Origin of the sequence: Paenisporosarcina cavernae (genome assembly GCF_003595195.1) — a bacterium.
Lineage (GTDB): Bacteria > Bacillota > Bacilli > Bacillales_A > Planococcaceae > Paenisporosarcina > Paenisporosarcina cavernae.
On record NZ_CP032418.1, the window covers coordinates 1,661,743 to 1,677,405 of the forward strand.

Annotated in this window: 15 protein-coding genes, 12 tRNA genes and 1 riboswitch; of the genes, 4 read left to right on the forward strand and 23 right to left on the reverse strand. The window is 39.9% G+C overall.

Going from position 1 to position 15,663, the window contains the following annotated elements:
- Positions 1–46 precede the first annotated feature (46 nt).
- Positions 47–168: riboswitch (SAM riboswitch) on the reverse strand.
- Between the two features lie 194 nt (positions 169–362).
- A complete protein-coding gene (pckA, locus tag D3873_RS08395; protein WP_119883648.1) occupies positions 363–1,949 on the forward strand; it encodes a phosphoenolpyruvate carboxykinase (ATP) in 1,587 nt (528 codons plus the stop codon).
- 106 nt (positions 1,950–2,055) lie between these two features.
- Here the strand turns inward: pckA and D3873_RS08400 are convergent, their stop codons facing one another.
- From D3873_RS08400 to D3873_RS08420, 5 genes are all read right to left on the reverse strand, one after another.
- Positions 2,056–2,865: an alpha/beta hydrolase family protein gene (locus D3873_RS08400; RefSeq protein WP_119883649.1), complete on the reverse strand. Its 810-nt coding sequence runs from the start codon at positions 2,863–2,865 to the stop codon at positions 2,056–2,058.
- Positions 2,855–3,313 (reverse strand): NUDIX domain-containing protein, encoded by a 459-nt coding sequence (locus D3873_RS08405; RefSeq protein ID WP_119883650.1) that lies wholly within the window; start codon positions 3,311–3,313, stop codon positions 2,855–2,857. Before D3873_RS08405 ends, D3873_RS08400 begins: the two co-directional genes overlap by 11 nt.
- A complete protein-coding gene (locus D3873_RS08410) occupies positions 3,297–3,620 on the reverse strand; it encodes a transposase (protein WP_119883651.1) in 324 nt (107 codons plus the stop codon). The genes D3873_RS08405 and D3873_RS08410 overlap by 17 nt, the downstream gene beginning before the upstream one ends.
- Before the next feature lie 74 nt (positions 3,621–3,694).
- Positions 3,695–3,877: a putative motility protein gene (locus tag D3873_RS08415; protein ID WP_119883652.1), complete on the reverse strand. Its 183-nt coding sequence runs from the start codon at positions 3,875–3,877 to the stop codon at positions 3,695–3,697.
- Positions 3,878–3,923: 46 nt separating this feature from the next.
- Positions 3,924–4,373, reverse strand: a complete 450-nt coding sequence (locus D3873_RS08420) for a Dps family protein (protein WP_119883653.1) — start codon at positions 4,371–4,373, stop codon at positions 3,924–3,926.
- A gap of 92 nt (positions 4,374–4,465) precedes the next feature.
- Between D3873_RS08420 and yidD the strand changes: the two genes are divergently transcribed.
- On the forward strand, positions 4,466–4,699 hold the full coding sequence (gene yidD / locus D3873_RS08425) for a membrane protein insertion efficiency factor YidD (RefSeq protein ID WP_119883654.1): 234 nt from the start codon (positions 4,466–4,468) through the stop codon (positions 4,697–4,699).
- 85 nt (positions 4,700–4,784) lie between these two features.
- Positions 4,785–5,735, forward strand: coding sequence for a metal ABC transporter solute-binding protein, Zn/Mn family (locus D3873_RS08430; protein WP_119883655.1), 951 nt, complete (start codon positions 4,785–4,787; stop codon positions 5,733–5,735).
- A gap of 205 nt (positions 5,736–5,940) precedes the next feature.
- Here D3873_RS08430 and menC read toward each other — a convergent pair whose 3' ends face one another.
- The 6 genes from menC to D3873_RS08460 form a co-directional block, all read right to left on the reverse strand.
- The gene (gene menC, locus D3873_RS08435; RefSeq protein ID WP_119883656.1) at positions 5,941–7,047 is read right to left on the reverse strand and encodes an o-succinylbenzoate synthase; all 1,107 of its coding nucleotides are present in this window, start codon (positions 7,045–7,047) and stop codon (positions 5,941–5,943) included.
- The gene (locus D3873_RS08440; RefSeq protein ID WP_119883657.1) at positions 7,044–8,468 is read right to left on the reverse strand and encodes an o-succinylbenzoate--CoA ligase; all 1,425 of its coding nucleotides are present in this window, start codon (positions 8,466–8,468) and stop codon (positions 7,044–7,046) included. Before D3873_RS08440 ends, menC begins: the two co-directional genes overlap by 4 nt.
- Positions 8,469–8,568: 100 nt before the next feature.
- Positions 8,569–9,387: a 1,4-dihydroxy-2-naphthoyl-CoA synthase gene (gene menB, locus D3873_RS08445; RefSeq protein WP_119883658.1), complete on the reverse strand. Its 819-nt coding sequence runs from the start codon at positions 9,385–9,387 to the stop codon at positions 8,569–8,571.
- On the reverse strand, positions 9,377–10,216 hold the full coding sequence (menH, locus tag D3873_RS08450) for a 2-succinyl-6-hydroxy-2,4-cyclohexadiene-1-carboxylate synthase (RefSeq protein WP_162920170.1): 840 nt from the start codon (positions 10,214–10,216) through the stop codon (positions 9,377–9,379). Before menH ends, menB begins: the two co-directional genes overlap by 11 nt.
- Positions 10,209–11,906, reverse strand: a complete 1,698-nt coding sequence (gene menD / locus D3873_RS08455; RefSeq protein ID WP_119883660.1) for a 2-succinyl-5-enolpyruvyl-6-hydroxy-3-cyclohexene-1-carboxylic-acid synthase — start codon at positions 11,904–11,906, stop codon at positions 10,209–10,211. The genes menH and menD overlap by 8 nt, the downstream gene beginning before the upstream one ends.
- Positions 11,896–13,275 (reverse strand): isochorismate synthase, encoded by a 1,380-nt coding sequence (locus D3873_RS08460; RefSeq protein ID WP_119883661.1) that lies wholly within the window; start codon positions 13,273–13,275, stop codon positions 11,896–11,898. The genes menD and D3873_RS08460 overlap by 11 nt, the downstream gene beginning before the upstream one ends.
- A 157-nt stretch (positions 13,276–13,432) precedes the next feature.
- Here D3873_RS08460 and D3873_RS08465 point away from each other — a divergent pair, with 157 nt between their 5' ends.
- Positions 13,433–14,344 carry a 1,4-dihydroxy-2-naphthoate polyprenyltransferase gene (locus D3873_RS08465; protein ID WP_119883662.1) on the forward strand — a complete coding sequence of 304 codons (912 nt, stop codon included), beginning with the start codon at positions 13,433–13,435 and terminating at the stop codon, positions 14,342–14,344.
- Positions 14,345–14,477: 133 nt separating this feature from the next.
- On the opposite strand, the gene D3873_RS08470 is transcribed toward D3873_RS08465, so the two are convergent.
- The 12 genes from D3873_RS08470 to D3873_RS08525 form a co-directional block, all read right to left on the reverse strand.
- A tRNA-Glu gene (locus tag D3873_RS08470) sits at positions 14,478–14,549 on the reverse strand.
- Positions 14,550–14,556: 7 nt separating this feature from the next.
- Positions 14,557–14,647 (reverse strand) — tRNA-Ser (locus D3873_RS08475).
- A gap of 4 nt (positions 14,648–14,651) precedes the next feature.
- Positions 14,652–14,726, reverse strand: a tRNA-Asn gene (locus D3873_RS08480).
- 1 nt (position 14,727) lies between these two features.
- A tRNA-Ile gene (locus D3873_RS08485) sits at positions 14,728–14,804 on the reverse strand.
- Between the two features lie 5 nt (positions 14,805–14,809).
- A tRNA-Gly gene (locus D3873_RS08490) sits at positions 14,810–14,883 on the reverse strand.
- A 3-nt stretch (positions 14,884–14,886) separates the two neighbouring features.
- Positions 14,887–14,962, reverse strand: a tRNA-Phe gene (locus D3873_RS08495).
- 21 nt (positions 14,963–14,983) lie between these two features.
- Positions 14,984–15,059 (reverse strand) — tRNA-Asp (locus tag D3873_RS08500).
- A gap of 1 nt (position 15,060) precedes the next feature.
- A tRNA-Met gene (locus tag D3873_RS08505) sits at positions 15,061–15,137 on the reverse strand.
- 159 nt (positions 15,138–15,296) lie between these two features.
- A tRNA-Ser gene (locus tag D3873_RS08510) sits at positions 15,297–15,389 on the reverse strand.
- Between the two features lie 18 nt (positions 15,390–15,407).
- Positions 15,408–15,484: transfer RNA gene (locus tag D3873_RS08515), tRNA-Ile, on the reverse strand.
- A gap of 7 nt (positions 15,485–15,491) precedes the next feature.
- Positions 15,492–15,565 (reverse strand) — tRNA-Met (locus D3873_RS08520).
- A 21-nt stretch (positions 15,566–15,586) separates the two neighbouring features.
- Positions 15,587–15,662, reverse strand: a tRNA-Ala gene (locus tag D3873_RS08525).
- Position 15,663: the final 1 nt, after the last annotated feature.

Here is a 15,663-nt window from a genome sequence, read left to right on the forward strand (position 1 = left end):
TCACTCACGTCTACACATGAGGAAAGGTTGAGCCGTACACCTTTCACTCTTATCATCCAAGGGTTTTCCTTGTTCCAGGTTGAGCACCTTCGCCTGATTTTAACTAACCAAATCAGCAGGTTGCCGGGTTTCATTGGGCCTGACCCCTCCACCAGCTCGGGATAAGAGTATCCGTTCAGTTTTCCATGTTACGAAATGTCATAGGTAAAGTCAAATATTATTTTCATTCCTCGTAAAGTTCAACATATTCACAAAAATTATTCGCTTATTAGTATAGATTATTAACCCCAATGTGTTATACTAATTTTCGATATAAATCCAACCCATATAGGGAAAAAAAGTCAAAGGAAGGTACTGTATACATGAATTCAGTGAATACCCAAACCGAACTGAACGAATTGTTAACTGGCCATAATGTGCACGTTCAATTATCTGTTCCTCAATTAGTAGAAAAAGCAACATCTCGTGGAGAAGCACAACTAACTTCTACCGGTGCCATTAAGGCGGAAACAGGTAAATACACAGGACGCTCCCCTAAGGACAAATACATCGTAGATGAAGCAATTTCGCGTGATAAAATTGAATGGGGTTCTGTGAACCAACCAATTTCATCTGACATTTTTTCTTCTTTATATAAGAAAGTAATCGAATATTTAAAATCAAAAGATGAGTTATTCCTTTTTAAAGGATATGCAGGAGCGGACAAAACCTCTCGTTTATCCCTACAAGTAATCAACGAATACGCTTGGCACAATTTGTTTGCACATCAATTGTTCATTCGTCCTTCTGCAGAAGAGTTAACAACACATGAAGCTGATTTTACAATTGTATCTGCACCAACATTTAAAGCAGATCCTGCAGTAGATGGAACAGCTTCTGAAACATTTATTATGGTGTCCATGCAAGAACGAATTATTTTAATTGGTGGAACTGAATATGCTGGGGAAATGAAAAAATCTATTTTCAGCATTATGAACTACTTGTTACCAGAGCAAGGAATTCTTCCAATGCACTGTTCAGCAAATGTAGGAGAACAAGGTGATGTTGCATTGTTCTTTGGTCTATCAGGAACAGGAAAAACAACTTTATCTGCTGATGCAGATCGTAAGCTAATCGGTGACGATGAACATGGCTGGTCGGATAATGGTGTATTCAATATTGAAGGCGGATGTTACGCAAAAGCGATTAACTTAACACGCGAAAATGAACCACAAATTTTTGATGCAATTCGTTTTGGTTCTGTTTTAGAGAACGTCGTAATTGATCAAAAAACGCGCGAAGCCGATTACACAGATATTTCTTTAACGGAAAACACTCGAGCTGCTTATCCGTTACAAGCAATTGATAATATTGTGGATCCTTCTGTAGCTGGTCATCCAAAAACAATTATTTTCTTAACAGCCGATGCTTTCGGTGTGTTGCCTCCAATCAGTAAGTTAACAAAAGAACAAGCAATGTATCATTTCTTGAGTGGTTTCACATCGAAATTAGCTGGAACTGAGCGTGGAATTACTTCTCCACAAGCTGCTTTCTCTACTTGTTATGGTTCTCCTTTCCTTCCACTACCTGCTACGGTTTATGCAGAGATGCTTGGAAAGAAAATTGACGAACATAATGCGCAAGTATTCTTAGTAAACACTGGTTGGACTGGTGGAGAATATGGAGTAGGAAGTCGTATGAAACTGTCGTATACACGCGCAATGGTGCGTGCAGCTTTAGAAGGCAAATTAAATGATGTACCAATGGATAAAGGATCTGTTTTTGGAGTTGCCATTCCGAAAGAAGTTCCTGGAGTTCCTGCAGACGTATTAAATCCTCGAGAAGCATGGTCAGATAAAGCAGCGTATGATATAAAAGCGAAAGAATTAGCTGATCAATTTAAGGAAAATTTCAAAAAGTTCGGTTCTGTTTCAAATGAAATTTCATCAAAAGGTGGTCCTGTCATTTAATTACTAAAATGATGGTGACACATAAAAAAGTTAGACCATCTACTCGGTCTAACTTTTTTTATTGCACTTCTTCCTATTTCTAAAATGTCGCAAGTATCGATCAACACTATGATTTCTTCTGCGATGTATTTTCTTCTCTTTCCATTTTTCTCATCCAATGAAGTGCGTTTTCGACTACTTTTCTATTTAACTCATTTGGAAATGCATGTTTCTCGTCTGGAAAATACCAAGTCTCCACATATTTATGAAGTGTTCGCAGTCTGTTTTCTGCTTTCTTTGCGTGTTCAATTGATACATGTTCATCTTCCACGCCATGTATTAGTAACACCTTCGCTGTAAGATGAGAGAAAGAAAGTAAGGGATTTCGTTGCTCATATCTTTCGGGAACTTTCGTTGGGGTTCCACCGATCACTCGTTTCATCATTCTTCTCATATCTACTCTTTCTTCATACGTTAATACAGGGTCTAATACTCCTGCCCAAGAAACAATTGATGTGATATCCTGACGTAGAATTCCTACCCAAAATGCCATGATTCCCCCTCGTGAAAATGAAAAAACATGAATCGGCCCAGGACAATATTTTCTTAACACATCCACTCCATTTACAGCATCATATCGATCCTCACCAGCAAACGTATCTCGTCCTTCTCCTCCTCTATTTCCTCGATAGAAAGGAGCAAACACCGAAAATCCCTGACTTGCTAATTGTGCAATTCGAGCTGGACGCACCATTCCAATATTCCCCATTCCTCCTCGCAAATAGAGAATACCTTGTCGTGCATCTCCTTTCTTTGGTTGCGCAAGTAACCCCTTCACACGTAACCCGCATGACCAATAAACGATTTCTGTTATTTTTACTAATGAATTCGGAGATGGATAGGACCGAGCAGAGAAGATTAGTTGGTTATTCTCCATCGATTACCCTCCCTATTATTTTTTTCATGCTCTCATCTTTCATATGAAAAGAAGCATTGGAACGGTGAAGTATTTCTCTCAGTGGAAGAACAATCGCTCCTGTTGTCTCCATAGGAGAAAAGGTAGGATGAAATTCTTTCACATTTGCTGTGAAAACTGTTTTACAAAATGGCTCATCTGCTTCTACTAAGTATTCCGCTAACCATTCAAGGTCCTCTATGTATGCTCCTGTCTCTTCTAACACTTCACGTGCAGCTGCAACATGTAATGACTCACCATCTTCACATTTCCCTCCTGGTAATTCAATACCTCTTTCTCGATGTTCTGTAAAAAGTGTTTCTCCTTGATAGGAGGCAATAACTAAAACATGTCTAGAGGGAATGGGAAAATTTCCAGGTTGGAAGGAAAGAGAAACTTTCTTCCCTTCCAAATCATGATAAATAAACATCTTGTTGCTCCTTGTAATACGGCATTTTTTCAATTACTTCTTTTCCTTCTTCATTAACATAAGTATGGATGAAAGCATACAATCTTTTCAAACGATAGTCTAAAGCATCGTTTTCCGGATCTAAATGATACGGGATATAAGGCGTTTGCGCGCGAATAAAGTTACTCCATTCTAAGTGTCCAATTGGATGCATCAGCTTGTCTAACACAAAAAGATGCTCTCTTGGTATGTCCATTTCAAATTCCCAAGGAGATTCCGTGGGAGTCAAATACCATTGATTGTGCGAAACTGATAAATAAATTTGCATGTCCAACACTCCTTTTTTATAGGATGTGTCTTATGAAAAAAAGCATGTATACCAAAAAGGTATACACGCTTCTGTTAACCTGAAATATCCACAATTGTTCCTTTATAAGGATGGGAAACTTCAGGTGTTGCAGGCATGTCCTGGAGTAATTGAACAGCAGATGCCGTGTTCATGTTTAGTGCATTTTGCATCACACTCATTTGCACGGTCTGTTGCAATTCTCGCAGGGAACTTGCCATCATCGAACTTAACTCCATAACACACCTCCTTTCGTTCACCTTTTATATCGGTGTAAGAAAGGAATTATTTATTTGAATCGCCCAAGAAGGCATTTAACATCCATTGATGTTTTTCAATTGATTGATAAACGGCATTTAATAAATCTTCTGTCATGTCGTCTTCATCTTTCGCTGCTTCATCCATTCCTTTTTTCAACGATTTCATAATTGTATCGAAATCTTTGACAACGGACGCCACCATTTCATCGGCAGATTCTTTCGAAGATGCCTCTTTCACTACAGATAAATCCAACTGATCTTTTAATGTAGCCGTTGGTTTTCCTCCAAGTGTTAATAAGCGTTCCGCAATTTCATCCATGTGAAGAGTCGCTTCATTGTAAAGCTCTTCAAATTTCGCATGTAGAGTAAAAAAGTGTGGTCCTTTTACATACCAATGGAAGTTATGTAATTTCGTATACATCACACTCCAAGTAGCTACTTGTTTGTCTAATTCTTTGTTTAAAGCTGCTGACATTTTTTCTTCCTCCTCTTATAAGTCAATCTCCTTTATTTTTACCACGAAGAAATGTAGACTAAACCTATTCTAACTAAAGGGATCGAAACACTATGAAGCATATATTAATTGCCATTTTTCGCTTTTATCAAAAAGCAATTTCCCCTCTTACACCGCCAAGTTGTCGCTTTTATCCGACATGTTCCCATTATGGAGTGGAGGCATTGCAGACTCACGGCGCTTTAAAAGGATTATATTTAACCATAAAAAGAATTGGAAAATGCCACCCGTTTCATCCTGGTGGATTTGATCCAGTACCGGAAAAACGAGCATCGAAACGTTCCTAACGTTGTTGCTTGTTTTTTTTTGCTTGCTCCTGTATGATGTAAAAGTTAATTCTAAATCGTAATCATTACTATTTAAGGAGTTCTTATGAAAAGATTATTAGTTGCTCTAATACCACTACTGTTTCTTGCAGCTTGTGGAAATGAAAACACTTCTTCCTCTGAGAAAAATGCAGAAAAAGAGACAGTAATTTATACAACAGTCTATCCAATTACGTACTTTACACAACAAATAGTGAAGGATACTGCTTCTGTTCAATCCATTTATCCCAATGGAGCAAATGAGCATACCTTTGAACCAAAACAGAAAGATATGATGCAACTAGCGGATGCGGATTTATTCTTATACGTTGGACTTGGTTTAGAAGGGTTTGTTGAAAATGCTCAAAAAACTCTTTCCTCTCAGCAAGTGGAATTTATTCCATTAAGTAAAAAAATGGATGATTCCCTCTTTTTACATCTTGAAGAGGAACCGCATGATCATGAGGACCATGACCATGGAGAAATTGATCCACATATTTGGCTATCCCCTAAAGTTAGTATGGATTTAGCAAAAAGCATTCATGCTACTTTAGTAGAAAAATTTCCTGAAAATGAAGAAGAATATACAAAAAACTTCCATCAACTTGAAACTAAACTTGCGTCCCTTGATGCCGACTATTCCTCGTTAACAACCAATGCACAAACGAATGTCTTCTTTGTCTCCCATGCAGCATTTAGCTATATTGCAAGAGACTATGGTTTAGAACAAGTAGCTGTAGCCGGAATTAATTCACAGAGTGAACCTTCGCAAAAGGAACTAACTGAATTGGTGAAACTTGCAGAAGAAAAAAACATCCAAACCATTTTCTTTGAACAAAATGTTTCCTCGAATTTAACAAAAGTTATTCAAAAAGAAGTCGGAGCTTCTGCTTCTACTTTGCATAATTTAAGTGTTTTAACAGAGGAAGATGTAAAAAACAATGAAGATTATTTTACGTTAATGGAACAGAACCGCCAACATCTTAAAAAAGCACTGTCCCAAAGGGATGCAGAGTAGTAAAACGAAAGACCATTAAGTGCAAAACGTGAGTCAAATAATAACAAGACTAGAGTCTTCTGCACTAACTAATAGAGCCATTCCTTCTGAATAGTAAATTAGAAAAACCCGATCAATGGCATCCGTTTCAAAAAGAATCGCGCGTCGTTGCTCGGGTTTTTTCTAGAAATTTCACATTGTTCTGATATACGGATGAGACGTTTTTCTACCATACGTGTGTTTTGACAGTGTATTTTTTCATTACGTCCTCATTTAAATCTCTTCCAATGCCAAATCCGTCTGGCAATGAGATTCTACCGTCTCTCACGCTGATAGGTGGATTTATAATATCTCTTTCCCAATAGTGCGTGGAGTCGGTGAAATCACCGGTTAACTGAAAATCTGCTAACGTATTTAACGCTAGATTAAATGATTTAGAAATTCCAAATTCAATCATGCCGCCTATCCATACCGGAATGTTACATGCACGGCAACGTTTCACTATTTCCAATGATGTCGTTAAACCGCCAACGCGCCCCTGTTTCAAAACGACGATATTCCCCCAACCGTGTTGGATCATTTTCTCCACAGCCTCGAAAGAATCTATACTTTCATCAAGCGCAATCGGCGTGTTCATTCGTCTGGTGGCTTCAGCACTTTTCTCCTCTTCCCCTTTGAAAAATGGCTGTTCGATCAACGTAAATCCAATGGAGTCAAAATCGAGTAAAGAGGAATGTGATTCTTCATTAGAGAAAGCACCATTCGCATCCGCGAAGAAAGAGAGATGCTCATTGTCTTTTACTATCTTTTGAAGAAGTGCAACATTCGTTTGCGGGGTGATTTTCACCTTTATTCGCTTATACCCTCTATTCATCGCATCGTCAATTTTCGTTTGTAGTTCTTGCTCATTTTGCCATGTAACAACCGTACCTGCTGGAATAGAAGATGTCGCTCCGCCAATTAGCTCGCTAAGTGAAAGTCGCTGTTTTTTTGCATATAAATCCCAAAGAGCATGATCAATCGTAGCTTTCGCCATGGCATTCCCTTTTTCTTTAAGTAACTCATTCATTATTTCAGAAGGATGCAGAAGGGGTTTCGCCAAAATAGTGGGCAGGTGATTAACAAGATACTCCCATGCACTTTCTACTGTTTCTTCTGTATACCACGGGGTGGAAAATGCAACACATTCTCCTAATCCTGTCTCCGTAGTAGAAAAAAGTTCTAAAATAATCGTCTCTCTTGTCGTAACAAGTTGCAAATGGGTTTGAAAAGGTTGTTTTAAAGGAACGCGAATTTTTCGTATTCTTGCTCCTGTGATTAGTCCCTCATTCATGTTCTCAGCTCTCTTCGCAAAAGTTTTCCAGCTCCGTTGCGAGGCAGTTCATTCACAATCGACCATTCTTTCGGAATTTTATATGATGCTAAGGTCGATTTGCAGAACGTTTCAATCTCATTCAACTCAACTGAATGAGCCACAACAAGGAAAGCTTTTGGAACTTCTCCCCACTTTTCATGAGGAATTCCAATCACACCCGCATCCAGGATTCCAGGATAAGAAAGAAGGACACTCTCGACTTCTGCAGGATAAATATTCTCACCACCAGAGATGATTAAATCCGACCGCCGATCCAAAACATAAAGAAAACCTTCTTCATCTAAATATCCAATATCCCCCGTGTGTAACCAACCATCCTGTTGAGATGGAATTGTCGCGTATTTTCCAATGTAACCATTCGTCACATGATCACCTGTAATACAAATCTCTCCTGGCTCTCCTGATTTCGTTGCACCTTCAATTCGAATATCGGCCAGCAATAACGCTTTTCCTGCAGAACCTATCTTTCGAATGGCATCTTTCGATTCTAACGTCGCGGTTTGGGAGCACGTTTCTGTCATACCGTAGGTTTGAACAACTGGTAACTGGAGCATAGTCGATCGTTCTAAATAATCTTTCGGAATAGGTCCACCACCTGCTAACATCCCTCGGAAATTGCTAGATGGAACTAAAGAATTTTCTTCCATATAATGAACGATTCGCTGCAAAGTAGTAGAGACCACAGACATTCGTGTTACTCTTCCGCTCGTAATATCACCTACTATTTCTTTCAATTGAAACTTGTCATATAATCGGACTTCTAGACCAAGTAAAACGGATCGGATTAATATCGATAAACCACTTATATGATAGATAGGCATACTACATAGCCATGATTCACTTTCTTGAATTCCAAGTTGGGCATTCGAAGATAAAGCATTCGTCGCATGATTCCGAACCGTTTGACGAACTCCTTTTGGCGAGCCAGTTGTTCCAGATGTATACATAATGGATAGTGTTCGAGAATCGTCCCAATAAGGCTCCATTGTGAAATGGATTTCTTCTTTTTGGTCTATTTCTTCCCAAGTATAAATAGAAGGGACGGATAGTGTTTTTTTATATTCTGTTGAAGTGAGTAAGATTGTTGCTTCACTGTCGACGTATTGATACTGTAATTCTGCAGCAGTTAACCTTTCATTCAATAAAACAATTTCACATCCCAGTTGCCACAAAGCGTGTATCCCAATTACTAATCGATCCGAAGAAGAGGATAGAATGGCTACTCGGTCTTTATTCGATAAATCAAGTGCCTTTAACTTCCTCGCAAAATGCAGCGACTCTTCTTTCAGTTGTTCAAATGTCCATTCTTTTTGTTGAAAGGAAAGTGCACGGCCAGATGGATGCAATTTTGCTTGTTTTAGTAAAAAATTCGGATACACGTTTTGTCACCTCATGAATAAAATTTCCCTTCGACAAGTGAGCTTCGTCAAAAGGAATAGCGATAGAAAAGACTGCCCATAAGGACAGTCTTAGTTGAAATCAAGGGAATCTTGGGAATTGACCGAAATCAGGTTTGCGTTTTTCTTTAAACGCATCGCGACCTTCTTTCGCTTCATCCGTTGTATAGTATAGAAGAGTTGCGTCTCCAGCCATTTGTTGCAAACCTGCTAAACCATCCGTATCTGCATTCATCGCCGCTTTTAAGAAACGAAGAGCAGTCGGTGACATTTCAAGCATTTCTTCACACCATTGAACTGTTTCGTCTTCTAATTGCTCATAAGGAACAACCGTATTTACTAATCCCATTTCTAACGCTTGTTGGGCATCGTATTGACGACACAAGTACCAGATTTCGCGCGCTTTTTTGTGTCCAATGATGCGAGCTAAATAACCCGATCCATAACCAGCATCAAATGAACCAACACGTGGTCCTGTTTGACCAAATCGTGCATTATCAGCAGCTATTGTTAAGTCACACACAACATGTAACACGTGACCGCCACCAATTGCATAACCGGCAACCATCGCAACAACTGGTTTAGGAATCACACGGATTAAACGTTGTAAATCTAATACGTTTAAACGAGGAATTTCGTCTTCTCCAACGTACCCTCCATGTCCACGAACAGTTTGATCTCCACCAGAACAGAACGCTTTTTCGCCTTCGCCTGTTAGAATGATTACACCAACATCTGAATTGTCTCGTGCACGAGAAAATGCATCAATTAGTTCATGTACCGTTTTTGGACGAAATGCATTTCTCACTTCAGGACGGTTAATTGTAATTTTCGCAATGTTGTTATACGTTTCGTACTTAATATCTTCATATGTACGTTCAGTAATCCATTCACGCGTCATTTGTAAGTTCCTCCTCAGATTGTAAAATAAACTCCATTATTATTGTAGCAAACTTTTCTGCATTTTCCACATGGATTGCATGACCGACATCTTCCACGCTTACAAGTTGAAATTTCTCATTACGGTTTTGCATCATTTGTGCAATTTGAACAAACTTTTCATCCAGTTCCCCAACGACGAGTAAACATCTCATTTGCATCTCATCTAAACGATCCCAAAAGGAAAATTGAGAGCCTGTTCCGATATTTCGTAAACTATTGGCTAATCCTCTCGCAGTTTGAGATAACCGCTCCTCGCGTATAGCCTTCTTTTTTTCATCTGAAAGCCTTTTTTGCGAATGAAACAATGGTATGTCTTCCCAAAAATTCACGAAAGAAAGAATTCCCTCTGTTTCGATTTTGTCGGCTAGAGTTGAATCTGCTTGTTGTCTCGTTAATCGTTCTTCCAGCTTTTCGAGTCCTGGTGATCCACTTTCAAGAACAATCGATCGTACTCGTTCTGGGAAAGTTAACGCATATGCAAGCGATATTCGAGCTCCCATCGAATACCCGATTAAATGAAATTGGTTCCATTTCAATTTTTTGCGTAGTAATTCGATGTCTTGAAGTATGGTGTCCATCGTATAACAGGAAGATGAATCCGTTGTAAACCCGTGACCTCGAATGTCTACCATCACAGCATGACAATTTGTCGGTAGCAAGGGAAGCACTTCATTCCAATTAGAGGAAGTTCCTGTAAATCCATGTAAAAAGAGAATTGGGATATCCCCTGTCTCTTGAAACTCTTGATACGCAAGTTTGCCATCTTCAAGTTGAATATGTTTATACATGCTGAATCGCCTCATCTATTTGACTCCATAATTTGCGATGAGAAAGAAGATTTTCTTCTCGATTAGTGATTACTTCGATGAATCGTATAGAGAATTCAGTCTCTTTAAGGAAGCTTTGTCGAAGTGCATCCTTGTCAGAAACTTTTTGATAATCAGCGCCAAAAAGTTTCGCAAAAGGTAAAAAATCGATATTTGCAGGAGTGCCGAATAAATCTTCGAAATGTGTATCTTCTGCTTTTTGTGGCAGGTAAGAAAAAATTCCACCGCCATTGTTATTCATCACAACGACAGTAAGCTTCACGTTATTATATTTACTTGCAAGCAAAGCATTCGCATCATGTAAACACGCTAAATCTCCGATTAACACCGTAACTTCTTTCTCTGTTGCAAGTTGAACGCCAATGGCAGTAGAAATTACTCCGTCAATACCATTCGCTCCTCTATTAGAGAGTACATCAATATTTTTTGAAGTTTTTAGAAAATACGTATCGACATCACGAATCGGCATACTACTACTAGCAAACAATATAGAGTCCTCCGGTAAAAGATCCACTACCATTTTCGCAAACGTTCCTTCGTCTTCATGCTGAGATGCATATTCCATCACTTTACTTGTAGCTAGTTGATTTGCCTGTATCCAAATCGGTAACGTTGCGTGCTTTCCTGTGTAAATTAGCTTCGAAAGAACATCTTCAGGTGCTGCAACAATGTGATGAGTTGTCCACATGAATGGATCTCGGTATTGGGCAGATTCATCAATCGTTATAACGGCTTGTGCTTTTACCTTCGAAAGGAATAAGGCAAGCGGTTTTGAAACAGGCTGTGCACCGATACGAATAATCACGTCTGGTGTGATTCTACTTGTAAAAGAAGATGATTTCATCAAACTATCATATTGATCAATCACGCATTCGTGTGTGAATTTTCTTAAATTAGAAAGTGGATCTGCTAATACCGGCCAACCTATTTTCTCCAAGGCTTTCAATAGTTCCTCGGAATTTGTGTTCATCGGAAGTTCCCCAACGACAACGATACCTCTTGTGGAATCTTTCATAATGGTTTGAACTTCTTTCAACGTTTCCGGAAGAACACTATTTCTTGTTGGAAACGATTGAACACTCGACACTGGAGCGAATTTTTCCTCTAAATTAATTAATAAAGGCTCTCGGAATGGGACATTCATATGCACTGGTCCTCTTGGCGCCGTCACTGCAGTTTGGACCATTCGAGTGATATGTTGAGTTAAAAATTGATTCGTAGACGCTTGAGCATCAGGTAATGGAAAATCGACACTCCATTTTACTTGGTTACCATACAAATTTACTTGGTCAATCGCCTGCGCAGCTCCAACTTCTCGTAACTCATGTGGGCGGTCCGCTGTAATAACGATTAATGGTATACGCGCATTTTTAGCTTCCACAATTGCAGGAAAGTAATTTGCTGCTGCCGTTCCAGAAGTACAAAGGAGAGCTACAGGTTTTTGCAAACTCTTAGCCATTCCAAGCGCCATAAAACCAGCGGATCTTTCATCTATATGTAGATACGTCTTGATTGTCTTCACATGTTTAAATGCGTAGGCAAGTGGAGTAGAACGTGATCCTGGTGAAATGACCACATGTTCCACTCCCTGCGCTATTAAACTTTGAACAAAAGTTGCTACGTAATTAGTTAACACTTGTTTAGATTCCATCCAAATTTCCTCCAAGCGCACGTAACATCGGGCGGAACTTCACGATGGTCTCTGCATATTCTTTCTCTGCCGTGGAATTTGCGACGATACCTCCACCAGCATATAAGTAAGCGTTCTTCCCTTGCAGTAAAGCAGATCGAATCGCTACCACAAATTCTCCATTCCCTCTGGCATCCACCCATCCAACAGGAGCAGCATAATATCCTCGGTTCATTTTTTCTTCCACACGAATGAGCTTTACTGCCTCTTCAGTAGGTGCTCCACCTAAAGCTGGAGTAGGATGAAGCTTCTCGACAAATTGAAAAATAGAAGATGTATTATCTGGTTTTCCTTCTATTGGTGTATACAAATGTTGTATATCTCTCGTTTTCATTAATTTAGGTCCAAATGGTACTTTCACATCTGTACATAATTCATCAAAAACATCCGAAATCATTTTTACCACATACTGATGTTCTTCTAAATTCTTTTGATCTGCTAACAGTTCTTCACCTAAATGCTTGTCCTCTAATGCATTCGTCCCGCGTTTAATGGACCCAGCCAAACATGTGGTAAAAACTGTTTCATCTTCTACTTTCACTAAACGTTCAGGCGTAGCTCCTACGAAAGCTGAATCTCCGTTTTCTAATCCGAATTCGTAACTTTCTGGTTGTTCCTTTGATAAAAAGTATAACGAGGATGGGACATGAACTTCTTCTTTCATCGTAAGGACAAGCTTTCTTGCAATTACCGCTTTATTTAACTGACCACGTCGAATCGCATTACGCGTATTTGTCACGGCTTCTAAATAGCTATCACGTAAAATTTCTTCTGCTTTTACAACATCGTGCTTCACATATACTTTCCATTCTTTAACTTGTGCAGAATGGATAAGTTCATCTCGTTGTTTTCGAAGTGATTCAAACACTTCTGCAGAGTCTTTTTCATTTCCTAAATAATGAATACTCAAATAGGAACGTTCTTTTTCAATCACTAATTGGAATTTTGCAACTGCAAAAAATGCTGTTGGAAATGCACTCCATTCAGAAGGTAGCGAATTAATCGGATCAAACGAAAATCCACCAAATAGAACAGGACTTGCATCTTCTTTTTCCTGCACAACATGTTGGAGAAGTAAATTCCATTGCATTTGGATATCGTCAAATCGATCAGAAGAATGATTGCTTGTAAAAGTCTTTAAATGACCTAGCCCCACAATCGTCTTTGTGTTATCTCGATTCTGCCAATAATAACGCTCTCCTTTGAATTCTTTGCCCGCCTCAAAAAAGGCAATAGCCGATAAATGAGGTACTTCAATGGTTTCTATATAAAAATACTCTGATGCATGATTAATAGGAACTGCATGTAATTCCTGTAAAGGTTCTTTCACAAAATTACCTCCGAAACATGTAAAATCTTCAAATAGCCTGTCTTTCTATACTATCATATCCCTTCTCTTGCTACACAAATGAGCTCTGCAATGCATCTACCTTTTCTTCCTTCGTTGTTTTACAATAGGAAAGAATGAAAAAAAGGAGAGAACGAAATTGTCAAATGAACTCACGATAGATCAAGGATGGAAGGTATGGTGGAAACTTACTCGTCCACATACATTGACAGCATCCTTTGCACCGGTTTTATTAGGTACGATGATTGCATTCACGGAAACATCCATTCATTGGGGACTTTTTGTGGCGATGCTACTAGCAAGCTTGCTGATTCAAGCAGCGACGAATATGTTTAATGAATATTACGACTTTACAAGAGGGCTCGATAATGAAAAGTCTGTTGGAATTGGTGGGGCTATTGTTCGTAATGGAGTGAAGCCAAAAACAGTGATGATAATTGCATTAGCTTTTTATGCTATTTCTGTCCTACTTGGTATATATATTTGTATCGAAACTTCCTGGACATTAGCAGTTGTAGGAGCAATTTCCATGGCAATCGGTTACTTTTATACAGGAGGGCCATATCCCATTGCTTACACACCGTTCGGAGAATTGTTCTCGGGATTCTTTATGGGAATGTTAATTGTCTTAATTGCTTACTTCATCCAAACTGGACACGTATCAACCTTTGCTATTCTATTATCGGTTCCAAGTATGTTATTAGTGGCGGCGATTATGTTAGCCAATAACATTCGAGATCTAAAAGGCGATAAAGAAAATGGCCGTAAAACATTAGCCATATTAGTAGGAAGACAAAAAGCAATTACTATCTTGGCAAGCTTTTTCTTTTTATCATACATTTGGATTTTGGTACTTGTCCTCGCACAAGAAGTTACTCCATGGGCATTACTAATCGTTTTAAGTATTGCAAAACCACTTCAAGCAATCCGCATTTTTAAAGCGATTGATAATCCTTTAGAAGTTAATGGAGCAATGAAAAACACAGCTTTAACCAACACACTATTCGTTATTTTGCTGGCACTTGGCTTATTAATTTCCAATCTTATTTAATGTTAAAAAGAAGTAGAAGATTAAATTTCTTCTACTTCTTTTATGTTGCTCCTTTGGGATCAATTAAACCAATTTCATTAGAAAAAAGATAAGCAAAAAAAAACATTCTCAACGAAGAGAATGTTTTTTAATATGACCCCTACGGGATTCGAACCCGTGTTACCGCCGTGAAAGGGCGGTGTCTTAACCGCTTGACCAAGGGGCCAAACATCTGGCGGAGAAGGAGGGATTTGAACCCTCGCGCCGGTTGCCCGACCTACACCCTTAGCAGGGGCGCCTCTTCAGCCACTTGAGTACTTCCCCTAGATGGCTCCGAAGGCAGGATTCGAACCTGCGACCAACCGGTTAACAGCCGGTTGCTCTACCACTGAGCTACTTCGGAATGGTGGGCCTAAATGGACTCGAACCATCGACCTCACGCTTATCAGGCGTGCGCTCTAACCAGCTGAGCTATAGGCCCATCATTGGAGCGGGTGAAGGGAATCGAACCCTCATCATCAGCTTGGAAGGCTGAGGTTTTACCACTAAACTACACCCGCAAATGGTGGCTCAGGACGGAATCGAACCGCCGACACAAGGATTTTCAGTCCTTTGCTCTACCAACTGAGCTACTGAGCCTAACTATTTTGTTTTTAAAAATGGCGGTCCCGACGGGAATCGAACCCGCGATCTCCTGCGTGACAGGCAGGCATGTTAACCGCTACACCACGGGACCTTGGTTGCGGGGGCAGGATTTGAACCTGCGACCTTCGGGTTATGAGCCCGACGAGCTACCGAACTGCTCCACCCCGCGATAATAATATGAAGTTACCTTGTGATTTTTACGCATGTAGAGATTGGACACCTTCCACGCTACGCTTGCGTCGGTGTTACTCGTCGTTAAGTACGACTCGTTGCTCCACCCCGCGATAATAGTATGAAATTACTTTGTGTTCCACGCACTTTGTAAAAATGGAGGAGGAAGAGGGATTCGAACCCCCGCGCGGTATGACCCGCCTGTCGGTTTTCAAGACCGATCCCTTCAGCCAGACTTGGGTATTCCTCCGTGTTAATACTATATAAGTGGTGGACCTTGCAGGACTCGAACCTGCGACCGGACGGTTATGAGCCGTCTGCTCTAACCAACTGAGCTAAAGGTCCTTAAAGATGGCGGCAGAGGGGATCGAACCCCCGACCTTACGGGTATGAACCGTACGCTCTAGCCAGCTGAGCTACGCCGCCAGGATCTTATAGTTATAAAGTTGGTGGAGCCTAGCGGGATCGAACCGCTGACCTCCTGCGTGCAAGGCAGGCGCTCTCCCAGCTGAGCTAAGGCCCCA

Bases quoted from the DNA above. Each gene is read 5' to 3' on its own strand.
- pckA (WP_119883648.1), top strand. From the start codon at position 363: ATGAATTCAGTGAATACCCAAACCGAACTGAACGAATTGTTAACTGGC.
- D3873_RS08400 (WP_119883649.1), bottom strand. From the start codon at position 2,865: ATGGAGAATAACCAACTAATCTTCTCTGCTCGGTCCTATCCATCTCCG.
- D3873_RS08405 (WP_119883650.1), bottom strand. From the start codon at position 3,313: ATGTTTATTTATCATGATTTGGAAGGGAAGAAAGTTTCTCTTTCCTTC.
- D3873_RS08410 (WP_119883651.1), bottom strand. From the start codon at position 3,620: ATGCAAATTTATTTATCAGTTTCGCACAATCAATGGTATTTGACTCCC.
- D3873_RS08415 (WP_119883652.1), bottom strand. From the start codon at position 3,877: ATGGAGTTAAGTTCGATGATGGCAAGTTCCCTGCGAGAATTGCAACAG.
- D3873_RS08420 (WP_119883653.1), bottom strand. From the start codon at position 4,373: ATGTCAGCAGCTTTAAACAAAGAATTAGACAAACAAGTAGCTACTTGG.
- yidD (WP_119883654.1), top strand. From the start codon at position 4,466: ATGAAGCATATATTAATTGCCATTTTTCGCTTTTATCAAAAAGCAATT.
- D3873_RS08430 (WP_119883655.1), top strand. From the start codon at position 4,785: ATGAAAAGATTATTAGTTGCTCTAATACCACTACTGTTTCTTGCAGCT.
- menC (WP_119883656.1), bottom strand. From the start codon at position 7,047: ATGAATGAGGGACTAATCACAGGAGCAAGAATACGAAAAATTCGCGTT.
- menB (WP_119883658.1), bottom strand. From the start codon at position 9,387: ATGACGCGTGAATGGATTACTGAACGTACATATGAAGATATTAAGTAC.
- menH (WP_162920170.1), bottom strand. From the start codon at position 10,216: ATGTATAAACATATTCAACTTGAAGATGGCAAACTTGCGTATCAAGAG.
- menD (WP_119883660.1), bottom strand. From the start codon at position 11,906: ATGGAATCTAAACAAGTGTTAACTAATTACGTAGCAACTTTTGTTCAA.